Origin of the sequence: Sanguibacter inulinus, from assembly GCF_013415325.1 — a bacterium.
Taxonomy (GTDB): Bacteria; Actinomycetota; Actinomycetes; order Actinomycetales; family Cellulomonadaceae; genus Sanguibacter; species Sanguibacter inulinus.
In genome coordinates this window covers 16,711-31,594 of record NZ_JACBYE010000031.1, presented here as the reverse complement: position 1 = coordinate 31,594, position 14,884 = coordinate 16,711, and the positions used below count along the sequence as shown (strand labels likewise).

Here is a 14,884-nt window from a genome sequence, read left to right as displayed (position 1 = left end):
GCTGGGGCGGTCGTCGGGTCAGGTGTTCCGGAGGGCATCGTCGAACCTCTCGTCGATCGGCGCGACGACCTGCGGTGTCTCCCTGCACCGGCGCAGGGCGGCGTGCGGACCTCAGGTCGAGCAACCGGTTTCTCGCTTCATCCTAGGCCACGGTGAGCCAGATCACCACAGCCTGTTGACCTTCGGACGCTCATCGCGTTGAATGTGGGAAATCGGTTTCTGGGGCAGCGAGGCCCCACCGACCTGCGGCAGAGACGCCCCACACCGAGGAGAGCACCATGGCCGTGCTAGAACACCAGGCGCCCGAGAGCACGGGCGACGTCGAAGGCCCTCCCCGGCTGCGGCGGAAGATCCGCGGACGCTGGACCCCGTACCTGCTGCTGGCCCCGACGCTGACGCTCATCGCGGTGTTCATCGCCTACCCCATCCTCACCGTCGTGCGGACGAGCCTGTACCAGTACAACCCCAACAAGCCGTGGATGGACGGCTGGGTGGGCCTGGGCAACTACGAGAAGATGCTCGGCGACCCGCTGTTCTGGGACTCGCTCCAGTTCACCGCCAAGTGGGTCGTCGTCGAGGTCGGCCTGCAGATGATCTTCGGCCTGGCCCTCGCTCTCGTCATCAACGAGACCTTCGTCGGCCGCGCCTTCGCCCGCGCCCTGGTGTTCTCCCCCTGGGCCGTCTCGGGTGTGCTCACCACGACCATCTGGCTGCTCATCTACAACCCGACCGTCGGCTTCCCGCACATCCTCGCCGAGCAGGGGCACGTCGCCTACGGCGTCAGCCCGCTCGCCGACGGCGACTCGGCCTTCTGGGCCGCCGTCCTGGCAGAGCTCTGGCGCGGCGTCCCCTTCTTCGCGATCCTCATCCTCGCCGACCTCCAGTCGATCTCCGGAGACCTCTACGAAGCCGCCGAGGTCGACGGCGCCGGGCGCGTCCGCAGGTTCACGGCGATCACCTTCCCGCACATCAAGGCAGCCCTCGTGCTCGCGACCCTGCTGCGCTCCGTGTGGGAGTTCAACAACGTCGACCTCCTCTACACGCTGACCGGTGGAGGCCCGGCCCGGGCCACCACGACCTTGCCGCTCTACGTCGCGCAGACCGCGACGGTCACCAAGGAGTTCGGCTACGGGTCGGCCCTGACCATGGCCGCCTTCGTCATCTTGTCCCTCTTCTCGATCACCTACCTGTGGCTCACCCGCATGGGCCAGAAGGGGAAGTCATGAGCACCGCGACCCTGGACGCGCCGAGCGCGACTCCCCCGAGCCCGCAGCGACGGGCCAAGAAGATCTCCGACGCGCAGCGCGGCCTCGAGAAGGCCCGCCGCACACCCCGCCTGGCGATCTACCTGCCGCTCGGGCTGTACCTGCTCTTCACGCTCGTCCCGTTCTACTGGATCGCGATGTTCGCCTTCCGCAAGGACGGCTCGGACACCCTCTTCCCCGTCGGTGACGACTTCACGCTCGAGCACTTCGACACCGTCTGGAACGGCTCGGGCTTCGCGGTGTTCTTCCGCAACTCGGTGATGATCGCGCTGATGGTGCTCATCTGCGTCACGATCATCTCGCTGCTCGCCGGGTATGCGATGGCGCGCTACGACTTCCGCGCCAAGAACGTCATCCTCGTCGGGCTGCTCTGCACGCAGTTCGTCCCGGGCGCGATGCTGCTCATCCCGCTCTTCGAGGTGTTCAGGTCGGTCAACCTCACGAACACGCTCTGGAGCATCATCATCGCGGACACGGTGTTCCAGATGCCCCTGTCGATCATGCTCATGACGGGCTTCATCAGGAACGTCCCGATCGAGATCGAAGAGGCTTCGTGGATCGACGGGTGCAGCCGGCTCCAGGGATTCCGAGCGAACGTGCTGCCGCTCCTGCTGCCCGGCATCGTCGCGATCAGCTCCTTCGCCTTCATCGGCGCCTGGAACAACTTCCTCTTCGCGCTGATGTTCCTCAACTCGCAGAGCAAGTTCACGATCCCGGTCGGCCTCAACTACATGATCGGTGAGAACGCCGTGAACTTCGGGGCGCTCGCCGCGGGCGGTGTGATCGCCGTCGTGCCCGTCGTGCTGGTCTTCGCCTACGTGCAGAAGTTCCTCGTCAAGGGCATGTCGTCGGGCGCCGTGAAGGGATGAGCCGCCCGAGCGCGATCGGCGGGTACGAGGACTGGGCCGGGTACCTGCGGTCCGCTCCCCTGCTCGACGGGGACGCGCACACGGCGTGCCTCGCCCGGCTGCTCGGTGTCCCTGTGCCGCGCCCGCTCGACGTGGGCGCGGCGCGGGTCGTGCGCACCTGGGAGGACGACGGGGTGATGGGCACCGAGCTCGAGTGGCAGACCGGCTTCGGCCCCCCGACGCGCGCCTGGCGGCTCGCCCCTGCCGATGTCTCACCCGACACACCCCTGCCGGGCGTCCTCGCGCTGCACTGCCACGCCGGGGTCAAGTGGGTCGGCGCCGACCGCCTCGTCCGGACCCCCTGGTCGACGCCCGAGGCAGAGCGCGTCCGCGCGTCGAGCTACGAGGGTCGGTCTGTCGCCTCCGACCTCGCGCGGCGCGGCTTCGTCGTCCTCGCCCACGACACCTTCGCCTGGGGCTCGCGCCGCGTCACGTTCGACCCGCCGCCGTGGCGGACCCGCGACACCCTCGACCTGCACGACGAGGTCTGGGCGGCCCGCAGTCACGTGCCGACCGAGGCCGAGCGCTACGACGCCGCCGCTGCTCAGCACGAGTCGACGCTGGCCAAGGCGGCCGGCCTGCTCGGCACGTCCTTCGCGGGGACCGTCGCGCACGACGACCTCGCGGCCCTCGGCGTCCTCTCGTCCATGCCCGACGTCGACGCCGGCAGGCTCGGGGTCGTCGGGTTCTCGGGAGGTGGTGGTCGGGCGGCCGTCCTGTCCCACCTGGACCCCCGGGTCCAGGCCAGTGTCGTCGTCTGCATGATGACGACCTTCGACTCGTTGGTCCCCGCCTACCTCGACGCGCACTCGTGGCTGCTGCAGACCCCCGGCCTCGCGCGCGAGCTCGACTGGCCCGACGTCGCCGCAGCCCGTTTAGCGCACCACCAGCTGGTGATCTCCGCGGAGGACGACGCCCTGTTCCCCCGGGACGGCATGCACGACGCCGACGCCCGGCTCGCCGAGCTCTTCGCCACGGGTCCCGGGTCCCACACGGGCGTCTTCGTCCCCGGCCCGCACAGGTTCGACGCCGCCATGCAGGCGACTGCTGGGGATTTCTTGAGCTCCCGGCTCGGGTCGAGGACGCTCCGCTGAACCCCGACACGGGTTGACATCGCCAGGACTCCGCGGTGCCCGACAGAGAGACAGCACGAGTCCACGCCCGGCTGCAAGGGCGTTGCGCCCGCTCGCACGACACTGACCTGGAGAAATGCTTCAGGCCCAACGACGTAAGTCGATGGGCCTGAAGCACAACTGAACGAGCTTTACGGCCCGCCTTCGTTCGTTAGCCTACGCGTGTGCCCACAAGTCCTCAACCCTCCAGCCCTCCTGCTGCACCTGTGCCGGTCCTCAGCCGGGCGCAGATCCAGGTCGCCATCGCCGACGAGCGCTTCGCCCCCTATCTCGCTGCATGCGGGAACGATGACGCGGCCGCTTTCACGCTCTACAGGTGGAACCTCCTCGTCGCGTCGACCATCCAGGAGGTCCTCGGGCTCTTCGAGGTCGCCCTGCGGAACGCGATCGACCCGCACGTCGGTGCGTGGCAGCTGACGGCTCCTCCGGCGGGCGGGAGGACCTACGGGCGGAACTGGCTCGCGGAGCCCCACCCTCTCCTCAGCAACAGTCAGGGAGCGCAGAGGTTTGCTGCGCTGAAGGACAACGTCGACAAAGCCATCAGAGGAAAGGGCCGCGCTCCGACACATGGAGATTTTGTCGCACAGACCACGCTCGGGACCTGGCGCTATCTTCTCCCTCCAGCGTCAGGCAACGTCTCGTTCACGCAGCGACTGTGGGACTCCAACGTCAAAGACGCTTTTCCTCATCTGAGGAGAAATCATGGTGCGCTCACCTTCGACGTCAACCGGATCCTCAGGCTGCGAAACCGCATCGCCCACTACGAGCCAGTCCTCGACACGACCAAGATCTTCGATGACACGCTGGCGATGAGGCGTGTGCTGAACGACATCGACCCCGATCTCAAACCATGGTTCGACCGCCAGTCTCGAGTCGCGTGGGCGATAGCGCAGCGTCCCTGACGAGCAGCTCGTACCTCAGTTCTGGGCAGACCGCGGGGCCGGTGCCCCCCGGCACCGGCCCCGCGGTCTGTGCCACGTCTCGTGGCGTGGTCGTGCAGCGTTACTTCTGCACGAACTCTTCGTAGTCGGCGAGCGACGCCTCGAAGCGGTCTGCGTACTTCGTCGCGAACTCCTGGGCCGTCATGGTCCCCTGCAGGATCCCCTGGAAGTCGGGCTCCATCTCGGTCTTGAGGATCGACCCGTACTCGGGCAGGTACGTCGGCAGGCGCAGGTACTGGGTGTCAGGGTTCTCGGTGAGGGCCACGACGGCCTCGAGGGGCTGCGACTCGGCGACCCACGGCGCCTTCTGCGCCTCGAGGTTGGCGGGCACCTGGCCGATGGCCTCGGACCAGTCCGAGTTGCCCTCGGTCGCCATGAACTCGACGAACTTCCAGCCGGCCGCCTTGTTGTCGGCCTCCTTGAGGATCGACAGACCGGAGATCCCCGGCGAGGTCACCGTCGAGACACCGTCGGCGTCGGGGAAGGACTGCACGCCCATGACGTTCTCGCCGCCGAGGTTGCGCAGGTGGTCCTGGTACGAGCCGAGGTTGTGGTGCATCGACCATGCGGACCCGCCGCCGAAGGCCGCCACGATCTTCGTGTAGTCGTTGGTGAGGTCGGCCGGCGCCGACACCGAGTCGAAGAGCGACACGTAGCGCTCGAGGCCCGCGACCACCGCGGGGTCGTCGAAGGTCGACTGGCCGTCCTCGGTGAAGAACTCTCCGATACCGGCCATGCCGTAGGCCATCGAGAACATGGGCGGCATCGAGCCGGGCCCGCCGCGGAAGGCGAAGCCGAAGCGTCCCTCGTCGGCGGCCGTCATCTGCTCGGTCAGCTCGTAGAACTCGTCGTAGGAGGTCGGCTGCTCGAGGCCCGCGGCCTCGACCCAGTCGGTGCGGTACCAGATGACGTCGGAGATCGCGCTCAGCGGGGCCTTGTACAGACCGCCGTCCGGGGCGTTCTCCCGCTCGGTCGCGACCTGCACGGGGTCGGTCGACGCCTCGAGGGACTCGGAGAACGGCCCGTCGATCTTCTCGAAGGCGTCCCGGGCGATGAACCCGGCCACGTCGTTGCCGATGAGCAGGACGTCAGGGACCTCACCCGAGGCCAGCGCGTTGTCGACCTTCTCGAGGTACGAGGAGTTCGGGATGCCCAGGTACTCGACGGTGATGTCCGGGTTGGCCTCTTCGAACCTGTCGATGAGCTCGGCCCACTTCGCCTTGAGCTCCGGCGTCGAGTTCGTATCCCAGAACTGGACCGTGCCTGTCGCCTCGCCCCAGGCCGCGACGTCGTCGACCGCGGGACCGGCCTCGGCCTTGTCGCCGCCCCCTGGCGCCCCGCAGGCCGTCAGCGCAGCGAGGGCCGCCACGGCCCCGACCGCCACGAAACGCGTCCGTGATGTGAATCGCATCGTCGCCTTCTTCCGTCGTTCTCTCGTCATTGAGGGATCTTGAGGGATCTCGACCGTCAGTGGTCGATGACACCGGTCCCCACGACCAGAAACCGGTTGCTGTCGTGGACGCTACCATGCAGGGAACCGGTTTCCCATAGTCGTGCCGACATCGTGACCAGAGCCGGTCCAGACAGCCCGCCCGCGCCGAGGAGCCCGAGATGACCACCTACACGAACCCCGTGCTCGACGCCGACTGGCCCGACCCCGACGTGGTCCGGGTCGGGGACGACTACTACCTCGTCGCCTCGAGCTTCAACCGCGCACCCGGCCTCCCGGTCCTGCACTCCCGTGACCTCGTGACGTGGGAGCACGTGACCAATGCTCTGTCCGCGCTCCCGCCCCTCGACCACTTCAGCCTGCCTCGGCACGGCGGGGGTGTGTGGGCACCCAGCCTGCGCCACCACGACGGGACGTTCTACCTCACCTACCCAGACCCCGACCACGGCATCTACGTGCTCACGGCGACAGATCCACGAGGACCGTGGAGCGCCCCGCACCTGCTGCTCGCCGGCCGAGGGATCATCGACCCGTGCCCGCTCTGGGACGACGACGGCCGCACCTACCTGGTGCACGGCTGGGCCAAGAGCCGCAGCGGCGCGAAGAACCGCCTGACCCTCGTCGAGGTCGACGCAGGCCTTCGCTCGGTGGTCGGTCCGTCGAGCACTGTCGTCGACGGGGACGCGATCCCTGGGTGCAGCACGCTCGAGGGGCCGAAGATGCACCGCCGCGACGGCTGGTACTGGATCTTCGCGCCGGGTGGCGGCGTCGCGACGGGGTGGCAGTACGCCTTCAGGTCGCGTGACGTCCGCGGTCCCTACGAGCACAGGACCGTCCTCGAGCAGGGCCCGAGCGACGTCAACGGACCGCACCAGGGCGCCTGGGTCGAGGCGACCGACGGGACCGACTGGTTCGTGCACTTCCAGGACCGCGGCCCCTACGGCCGGGTCGTGCACCTGCAGCCGATGGTGTGGCAGCCAGACGGGTGGCCGCGCATCGGCGCGACGACCGACGACGAGGCCCACGCGGGGAACCCTGCGCGGACGCACGCGATGCCGGGGAGCGCGGGTCCTGCTGGCGGCGGCGACCAGGCCGACCGTCCCGACCAGGTACCGCTCACCCCCTCGGCCACGCGTGGAGCCACGGGCCCGGTGGTCGACCGCGCGGCCTCCGAGCCGTCCCGCGACGACGACTTCCGCGCGACCACGCTCGCACCGCGGTGGCACTGGCAGGCGAACCCGTCCGAGCACTGGGCCCGTCTCGACGGAGACGGCGTCGTCCGGCTGAGCATCGAGCCCGTCGACCGCGGCTCCCTGCGCGAGGTCCCCGCGGTGCTCGGTCAACAGCTCCCCGGCACCCCGCACACGGCGACGACGAGCCTGCTGCTCGCGGTCGGCCTCCCCGGTGGTCCCGGAGTCTCCAGCACGCCGGACCACCGAGCAGGGCTGGTCGTCCTCGGGACTGCCTACGCCTGGATCGGCATCGAGGTCACCGACGGCGTCACGCACCTCGTGTGCCGCGAGAGCGTCGACCCTGACGAGGCGGGCGACGCCGGCCCCGCAGAACGCGATCTCCACGCACCCGTCCTGCTCGACCAGCACGTGGAGGCTGAGGCACCGGTCGCCCTCGGCCTGCGGTCGTCGACGGCCGCTGACGGCGAGGTCACCTTCTCGTGGCGGCTCGGACAGGGACCGTGGCAGGAGGCAGAGCAGACCTTCACAGCCAGGGAGGGCCGCTGGATCGGCGCAGAGCTCGGCCTGTTCGCCTGCGGTCCCGTCGGGCCGCCTGCCCTCGACGCGTCAGGGTCGAGCGCACGAGCCACCTTCGGACCGTTCTCGGTGAACCTCGCCCTCTGACGCGACGACCGGGCATCCGCCCAGTCGCGACAGGGCGCCGGCCTGCACGTGCAGGAGACGATCACCTCGATCCAGGCGGCCGTCGACCTCCAGGGCGTCATCGGGGACTGACCGGCAGGCAGCCGCGCCCGGTCACCTCGTGCTGGCGCGTCAGGTCCGATCTCGTGCCCCGTCAACGAGAGACCACCGCCCTCGTAGCCTTGATCCATGAGCGCGCAGAACACCGGCACACCCAGGACGAACGAGCACGGCCAGCCCATCGGTCCGGCCCTGCCCGGCTGGACCCCTCGGCCACGACCGGCCGCCGACCAGCTGCGCGGCCGGTACTGCACGCTCGAGCGTCTCGACGTCGAACGTCATGCCGACGACCTCTACGCCACGTACTCCGCAGCCCCTGACGACAGCGACTGGACCTACCTCCCGGTCGGACCGTTCGGCTCACGCGAGCAGTACCGCGACTGGGCACGCCGGCAGGCTCAGAACGACGACCCGTGGCACTACGCAGTCGTCGACGCCTCGACCGGACGGGCCGTCGGGACCCTCGCGCTCATGAGGCAGGACCCGAGCAACGGTGCTGTCGAGGTGGGGTGGGTGGTCTTCTCCCGCGCCATGCAGCGCACGCCGCTGTCGACCGAGGCGCACTTCCTGCTCATGCGCTACGTCTTCGACGAGCTGGGCTACCGCCGCTACGAGTGGAAGTGCGACAGCCTCAACGCCCCGTCCCGCCGGGCCGCCGAGCGCCTGGGCTTCACCTACGAGGGCACGTTCCGCCAGGCCGTGGTCTACCAGGGGCGCAACCGCGACACGACGTGGCTCTCGGTCCTCGACCGAGACTGGCCGCAGGCCAAGAAGGGCTTCGAGGCCTGGCTCGCGCCCGAGAACTTCGACGCGGACGGGAACCAGCGGTCCGCGCTGCGCACCCGGTAGGCCCGAGGTCGGCGCGGCCGCGGGGACCTCGGCGACGAGACGCGCGGCCCCAGGCCAGAGGACCTGAGGAACCGATTTCCCGTGGTGTACCTTCAAGACCCAGCCGAGGCGCGGCACGACGACGCAGGAGAACGAGCGATGGCCACAGCAGACGCGGGACCACGACGACGCTCGGGCGCTGCCACCATCGGTGACGTCGCCGACGCTGCAGGGGTCTCGAGGGCCACGGTCTCACGCGTGATGAACGGCCGGGCGACCGTCGCCGCCGACATCGCGCAGCGCGTCGAGGCCGCCGCGACCCGCCTGCGGTACAGGCCCAGCAACGTCGCCCGCTCGCTGTCCCTGGGCCGGACCAACACGATCGCCCTCGTGGTCCCCGACCTCGGCAACCCGATGTTCCAGCAGATCCTCCGCGGAGTCACGAGCGCCGCCGCCCCCGAGGGCTACAGGGTGCTGGTCGCCGACACCGGCGAGTCCACCGACGACGAGGCCGAGATCGCCCTCGAGGCCCGTCAGCGCTGCGACGCCCTCGTGCTCGTGTCACCGCGGATGCCCGACGACGTCCTCGCCGAGCTGCTCCCGCAGGTCGGACCCGCCGTCCTCGTGAACCGGACGGCCCCGCAGGGGCAGGCGCCGAGCGTGTCCGTCGACTACGTCCGCGGCATGCGCGCAGTGGTCGACCACCTCGTCTCCCTCGGCCACACGCGGCTCGTCTACCTCTCCGGACCGGCCCGCTCGGCCTCCAACTCCTGGCGGCTCGCGGGGCTCACCGAGGCGCGCCTCGTGCACCCGGAGATCGACCTCACGATCCTCGAGTGCGGACCGACCGTCGGGGACGGGTACGCCGTCGTCGAGGAGGTCCTCGCCACGCGCGCGACGGCCGTGGTCGCCTTCAACGACCTCGTCGCCTTCGGGCTGCTGTCCAGGCTCAACGAGACCGGCGTGGCCGTGCCCGACGACATCTCGATCGTCGGCTGCGACGACATCGAGCTCGCCCGGTACGCGACGCCGTCGCTCACCACGCTCGCGATCCCGCAGGCCGAGCTCGGGCGGCACGCGTGGCACCGGCTCCAGGACGTCATCACCGGCGCGGCGACAGCAGCCGAGATCACCCGCTTCGAGCCGCGTCTCGAGGTGCGGGCGAGCACCGGACCGGTGCCGGCCCGGCTGCCCGCCAGCGAGGGGTCCCTCGTCGACAGCCCGAAGGCCGACGCGGGACCCACCGTGCCAGCCAGCACGACCCGGTCCACCGAGGACGCCACGGCAGACCCCGCAGCCCGTGCAGCGGCAGGCACCGCGGGCAGCACGACCGACCACGCCCCCGGCGGCACCCTCACGTGGCGCCTCGACGGCCAGGCCGTCGTGCTCGACAGCGGCGACGTCGCGCTGGCCCGCTACACGACAGGCCAGGGTGTCCCCGCCGTCCACGCACCACGACCGCACCTGCACCCCGTGCGCACGCTCGCCGGCGCGCTCATGACCGAGACCAGCCCCGTGGACCACCGCCACCACTACGGCTTCTCGGTCGCCATCCCCGACGTCAACGGCACGAGCTTCTGGGGAGGGCGGACCTTCGTCAGGGACGTCGGGCCGACGCTCCTGGCCAACCACGGCCAGCAGGTGTCGACGGCGACGGCGCTCGCCGAGACCCCCGGGCCCACGCTCGACGACACCGTCGCGTGGCTCGACCAGCACGGCGATCCCCTGCTGACCGAGCGACGGACCCTGCGCGGCTCGCTCCTGGCGGACCTCGACGGCTGGGCGCTGCGCTGGACGAGCGACCTCGTCGCCGACCACGGCGACCTCACCATCACGAGCCCCGGGGCTGCCGGCCGCCCTGGAGCCGGGTACGGCGGACTCTTCTGGCGCCTCTCCACGGCCGACGAGACGCACGTGCTGAGCCACGACGGCGAGGGCGAGCGAGCGGCCCACGGGTCCAGGTCTCCGTGGCTCGCGCTCACGCAGCGGCGCGGGGACCGTTGGACGACGCTCCTGCTCGCCCAGCCCGGCGACCCGGCGCCGTGGTTCGTGCGGGCCGCGACCTTCCCCGGAGCCGGACCGGCCCTCGCCTGGGACACGGCACTCAGGGTCGAGTCCGGCCGGTCGCTGCGCCTCGACCTCGTCGGGCTCATGCTCGACAGGCGCATCCTCCCCGACGAGGGTGACGAGCTCGCGGAGCGCGTGCTGGCCGTCTGACCGGGCTGGACGGCGCGGCTCGGCCCACAGGCACGGCTTCTGCCGCCTTCTGAGAAACCGGTTTCTGGGATACGCTTGCCGCGTCGTCATCACCACGCAACGGAGCGAGGCACCCATGAGTCCCACGATCGAGCCCGGCGGTACCGTCGCCACAGCCAGCCCCGGCAGCACCAGCAGCACGGCCCGCGCCACCGCGACCGCCGACCCCGCCGCGGGGACCTGGCGTCCGACGCGCGGCGCGACCACCCTGACGCTCGCCGGAGCAGAGCTCGCGCGCTACGACCACGGCTCGACCGTCGACAGGGTGCACTCCCCCCGCCCCTTCCTGCACCCGGTCCGGACGCTCGGCGGCACAGTGCTCACCGACCTCGCACCCGCAGACCACCTGCACCACCTCGGGCTCTCGGCAGCGCTGCCGGACGTCGACGGCACCTCGTTCTGGGGCGGTCGCACCTTTGTGCGCGACCAGGGGTCGACGCTGCTCACCAACCACGGTCGCCAGCGGGTCACCGAGACCCGCATCCCCTCGACCGACGACGAGCGCGAGCGTGCCGGTGCCGACGTCGTCCAGCTGCTCACCTGGGACGACGAGCACGACGCGCCCGTCCTGCACGAGGTCAGGACGCTCACCGCACGCACCCTCGGCGACGCGTGGACGCTCCGCTGGACCAGCACGCTGCGCGCCGACGTCCGCGACCTCAGCCTCGGCAGCCCCGCGACCAACGGACGCCCCGGCGCTGGGTACGGCGGTCTGTTCTGGCGCCTGGGCGACGCGGACGTCACCGTCGTGCTCTCCGAGGACGGCACCGGCGAGGAGGTCGCCCACGGCTCGACGTCGCGCTGGGTGGCCTTCGTGCAGAGCACCGAGGCGGTCACCACGACCCTCGTGCTCGTCCAGCCGGACACCGACCGCCGACCGTGGTTCCTGCGCGCCTCCGAGTACGACGGAGCAGGCCCGGCCGCGGCATGGTCGGAGCGAGTGAGCGTGCCACGCGGCCGTCAGCTGACGCTCGAGCTCGTCGCCGTCCTGGTTGACGGCCCCGTCGAGCCCCACGCCGTCCCCGAGCTCGTCGCCCGCGCAGACCAGGCCCTCGCGGGAGGATGCTGACCATGAGCACCGCGACTCCCCGGCACGACGCCACCGTCGTCCACACCGTCACCCTCGTCGGCCCGCGCGGCTTCGGTGCCACGTACAGGGCGCGCCTCGCAGCCCTCACCGCGCAGGGCCGCGTGCGGCTCGGCGCCGTGGTCTCCCCCGACGACCCCGCCGGCCTCGACGACCTCCCCGACAGCACGCCGTGGTTCCGCACCCTCGAGGAGAACCTCGCGAGCGAGGACCCGGCCGTCCGCCCGGACGTCGTGATCGTCTCCACCCCGATCCACACCCATCTGCCTATCACCGAGGTGGCGCTGCGGGCCGGTTGCGACGTCATGCTCGAGAAGCCCCCGGTCCCGTCGGCCGCCGACCACGCCACGCTCCTCAGGCTGGTCGAGGAGACCGGGCAGCTGTGCCAGGTCGGGTTCCAGACCTTCGGCTCGACAGCCGTCGCCGAGGTCGAGCGCATCGTCGCCTCGGGCGAGATCGGTGAGGTCGTCAGCGTCGGGACCGTCGGCACGTGGACCCGCCCCGCGAGCTACTGGGCACGCGCCCCGTGGGCCGGGCGACGCGTCCTGGACGGCGTCGAGGTGGTCGACGGCGTCGTCACCAACCCGCTCGCGCACGCCGTCGCCACGGCGCTGCGGGTCGGCGGTGTCCGTCGTACCGATGACGTCGCGGAGGTCGAGGTCGACCTCTTCCATGCCAACCCGATCGAGGCCGACGACACCTCCTCGGTCCGCGTGGTCGCGACGAGCGGCGTGACCTTCGGCTTCGGGCTGAGCCTGTGCGCCCCGGTCCGCACGCCGTCGCGCATCACGGTCTACGGCACCCTCGGTCGGGTGGTGCTCTACTACGAGACCGACCGCGTCGAGGTGCAGCTGCCCGAGGGCGTGCGGTTCGTCCAGGGTGACCGCGTGCCGTTGCTCGACGACCTGCTGGACGTCCGCGAGCACCGTGCCGAGCGCGAGCTGCTGTGCTCCCTCGACGCGGCGGGCGCCTTCACGCAGGTCGTCGAGGCGGTCCGCTCGGCTCCCGCGCCGCGACGGGTCCCGGAGGACCTGGTCCGCTGGGTCGGCGAGGGCGGCGACAGGCGCCCCGTCGTCACGGAGGTCGAGGAGTGGTGCGAGCGGGTGGCAGCCCGGTCTCAGACCTTCGCGGCGGCCGGCGCCCCCTGGGCCGTCTGACAGCCCGTCGTGCACCGCCGTACAGTAGAGCCGTGTTCCACCGCGATATCCGCCACTCGACCCGTCTGAACCCTGCGAACCGCCTCTGCCGGCACACCCGGCCACGCCGCGTGACCGTGCCGCGCGCCTCGCACCCCCGCCACGCGACTGCCGTCGGCCGCGTCGCCGTCTGCGCGACGGTCTTCGCCGTCGCCGCCCTCGGAGGCTGCTCGACGGACCCCGAACCTGCTGGCGGCACGACCGTCGCCGCCGACGGGACCATGACGGTCTCGGTCGTTATGAAGGACATGCGCTTCGAGCCCTCGGTGATCGAGGTCGAGCCGGGGACCCACGTGATCCTCGAGACCACGAACGCCGACTCCATGCCGCACGACCTCGTGTTCGAGAACGACCTGTCGACCGAGCTGCTGGCGCGCGACTCGTCCGCGACCCTCGACCTCGGGGTCGTCGACGAAGACCTCGACGGCTGGTGCAGCGTGAGCGGACACCGCGCGGCCGGGATGACCTTGACGATCGAGGTCACGGGCGCCTGAGGCCCCCGCGTCCCTGCGCCTGAGGCCCGCGCGTCACTGCTGAGGCCCGCGCAGCACCTCCCGGTGCCCCGCGGCACCGCGCCTCTTGCTGACTGCCCCAGAAGTGGTACGCTCGTACCAGATCAGACGCACCGAGGGCTGTTGCCGCGACACGCACGCCATGGTTTCCTGATCTCATCGCCACAAGGCACCCCGGACGAGGTGCGCCGTACCCGGTCAGCGACAAGACGGCGCGTGGAGGTCTCTCATGGCGTGGATCGTTCTTGTCGTCTCTGGTGTCTTCGAAGCCGTCTGGGCCACAGCCCTCGGCCGCAGCGACGGGCTCAGCAGGCTCGCACCGACTGTCGTCTTCGGAGCAGGGCTCGTGATCAGCATGGCCGGGCTCGCGTACGCGATGCGCGAGCTCCCCACCGGGACCGCCTACGCAGTGTGGGTCGGGATCGGGGCCGTCGGCACCGTGACCTACGCGATGCTCACAGGCGCGGAGCCCGCGTCCCTCGTCCGCATCCTGCTGCTGCTCGGCATCGTCGCGTGCGTGGTCGGGCTCAAGGTCGTGCACTGACGCCTGACCGGCGTCCAGGTCCGCCGGGCCCTCAGGCGCGCGGACCCTCCGCTCCCCCGGGCCCACGGCGTTCCAGTCCCGTGTCCCTGTAGAACCCGTCGATGTGCGCCGCGACGGCGCTGCCAGCCTCGCTCGCTGCGCCGTCACGGACCGCACGGAGCACCTCGCGGTGCTCTGCGCGCAGGCGCTCGGCTGTCGCCTGCCAGTCGTCGAGCCGTCGCGTCCCCTCCGTGACATAGGCACCGATCGCCCCGCGGAGCCCGAGCATGACCGCCTCGACGAGCACGTTGCCCGAGGCGGCTGCGAGCGCGACGTGGAAGGCCGTGTCGAGCTCGAGGAACTCCTCGACGCCGACCCCCGGTGCGTCCATCTGGTCGAGCAGCGCCTCGGCCTCGTCGAAGGACGGGGCCGGGGTGCGTCGCGCCGCGGCGCCGACGGCCCACGTCTCGAGCAGCACGCGGAGCTCGACGACGTCCTGGACGGGCAGCGCCCCCGAGGCGAGGTGCAGGCGCACCGCCGACCCCAGGCCTGCGGCCGGGTGGTCGACGACAGTCGCCCCCGAGTCCGGCCCTGACCCGACGGCCGTCCGCACGATGCCCATCGCCTCGAGGACCCGCAGAGCCTCGCGCACCGACGGTCTGGACACCTCGAGCTCTTCGGCCAGCGCACGCTCGCCCGGGAGCCGCTCGCCGACGGCCCACCGCCCGGCGGCGAGGTCGGCCTCGATGCGGGCCAGCACGCGCTCGTGTGTTCTCACCCGGTCAGCGTAGGGCGCATAAGGTGGGAACGTTGTGCGTGCCCCGTCCGTCGAACAGGTGGTGGGAGGCGTG

At 71.0% G+C, this 14,884-nt stretch carries 13 protein-coding genes and 1 riboswitch; of the genes, 11 read left to right on the top strand and 2 right to left on the bottom strand.

Annotated features, from left to right (window positions below; translation table 11 throughout):
• Positions 1–278: 278 nt before the first annotated feature.
• From HZZ10_RS12530 to HZZ10_RS12515, 4 genes are all read left to right on the top strand, one after another.
• Positions 279–1,226 (top strand): carbohydrate ABC transporter permease, encoded by a 948-nt coding sequence (locus HZZ10_RS12530; RefSeq protein ID WP_179913765.1) that lies wholly within the window; start codon positions 279–281, stop codon positions 1,224–1,226.
• Positions 1,223–2,134 carry a carbohydrate ABC transporter permease gene (locus tag HZZ10_RS12525; RefSeq protein ID WP_179913764.1) on the top strand — a complete coding sequence of 304 codons (912 nt, stop codon included), beginning with the start codon at positions 1,223–1,225 and terminating at the stop codon, positions 2,132–2,134. The genes HZZ10_RS12530 and HZZ10_RS12525 overlap by 4 nt, the downstream gene beginning before the upstream one ends.
• Positions 2,131–3,267, top strand: coding sequence for a dienelactone hydrolase family protein (locus HZZ10_RS12520; protein WP_179913763.1), 1,137 nt, complete (start codon positions 2,131–2,133; stop codon positions 3,265–3,267). The genes HZZ10_RS12525 and HZZ10_RS12520 overlap by 4 nt, the downstream gene beginning before the upstream one ends.
• A 245-nt stretch (positions 3,268–3,512) precedes the next feature.
• On the top strand, positions 3,513–4,208 hold the full coding sequence (locus HZZ10_RS12515; protein ID WP_179913762.1) for a hypothetical protein: 696 nt from the start codon (positions 3,513–3,515) through the stop codon (positions 4,206–4,208).
• A gap of 100 nt (positions 4,209–4,308) precedes the next feature.
• On the opposite strand, the gene HZZ10_RS12510 is transcribed toward HZZ10_RS12515, so the two are convergent.
• On the bottom strand, positions 4,309–5,658 hold the full coding sequence (locus tag HZZ10_RS12510; protein WP_162246165.1) for an ABC transporter substrate-binding protein: 1,350 nt from the start codon (positions 5,656–5,658) through the stop codon (positions 4,309–4,311).
• A gap of 200 nt (positions 5,659–5,858) precedes the next feature.
• Here HZZ10_RS12510 and HZZ10_RS12505 point away from each other — a divergent pair, with 200 nt between their 5' ends.
• The 7 genes from HZZ10_RS12505 to HZZ10_RS12475 all read left to right on the top strand — a co-directional run bounded on the left by HZZ10_RS12505 (position 5,859) and on the right by HZZ10_RS12475 (position 14,054).
• Positions 5,859–7,553: a glycoside hydrolase family 43 protein gene (locus tag HZZ10_RS12505; protein ID WP_179913761.1), complete on the top strand. Its 1,695-nt coding sequence runs from the start codon at positions 5,859–5,861 to the stop codon at positions 7,551–7,553.
• Between the two features lie 207 nt (positions 7,554–7,760).
• Complete coding sequence (locus HZZ10_RS12500; RefSeq protein ID WP_179913760.1) at positions 7,761–8,480, top strand: GNAT family N-acetyltransferase; 720 nt, start codon at positions 7,761–7,763, stop codon at positions 8,478–8,480.
• A gap of 138 nt (positions 8,481–8,618) precedes the next feature.
• Positions 8,619–10,676, top strand: a complete 2,058-nt coding sequence (locus tag HZZ10_RS12495; RefSeq protein WP_179913759.1) for a DUF6807 family protein — start codon at positions 8,619–8,621, stop codon at positions 10,674–10,676.
• Positions 10,677–10,791: 115 nt separating this feature from the next.
• A complete protein-coding gene (locus tag HZZ10_RS12490; protein WP_179913758.1) occupies positions 10,792–11,784 on the top strand; it encodes a DUF6807 domain-containing protein in 993 nt (330 codons plus the stop codon).
• A 2-nt stretch (positions 11,785–11,786) separates the two neighbouring features.
• Positions 11,787–12,959, top strand: a complete 1,173-nt coding sequence (locus HZZ10_RS12485) for a Gfo/Idh/MocA family protein (RefSeq protein WP_228087521.1) — start codon at positions 11,787–11,789, stop codon at positions 12,957–12,959.
• A gap of 32 nt (positions 12,960–12,991) precedes the next feature.
• A complete protein-coding gene (locus tag HZZ10_RS12480; protein ID WP_179913756.1) occupies positions 12,992–13,492 on the top strand; it encodes a cupredoxin domain-containing protein in 501 nt (166 codons plus the stop codon).
• Between the two features lie 174 nt (positions 13,493–13,666).
• Positions 13,667–13,729: riboswitch (guanidine-III (ykkC-III) riboswitch) on the top strand.
• Positions 13,730–13,739: 10 nt separating this feature from the next.
• A complete protein-coding gene (locus HZZ10_RS12475) occupies positions 13,740–14,054 on the top strand; it encodes a DMT family transporter (protein ID WP_179913755.1) in 315 nt (104 codons plus the stop codon).
• Between the two features lie 31 nt (positions 14,055–14,085).
• Here the strand turns inward: HZZ10_RS12475 and HZZ10_RS12470 are convergent, their stop codons facing one another.
• Positions 14,086–14,811, bottom strand: coding sequence for a FadR/GntR family transcriptional regulator (locus HZZ10_RS12470; RefSeq protein ID WP_179913754.1), 726 nt, complete (start codon positions 14,809–14,811; stop codon positions 14,086–14,088).
• Between the last annotated feature and the right edge of the window lie 73 nt (positions 14,812–14,884).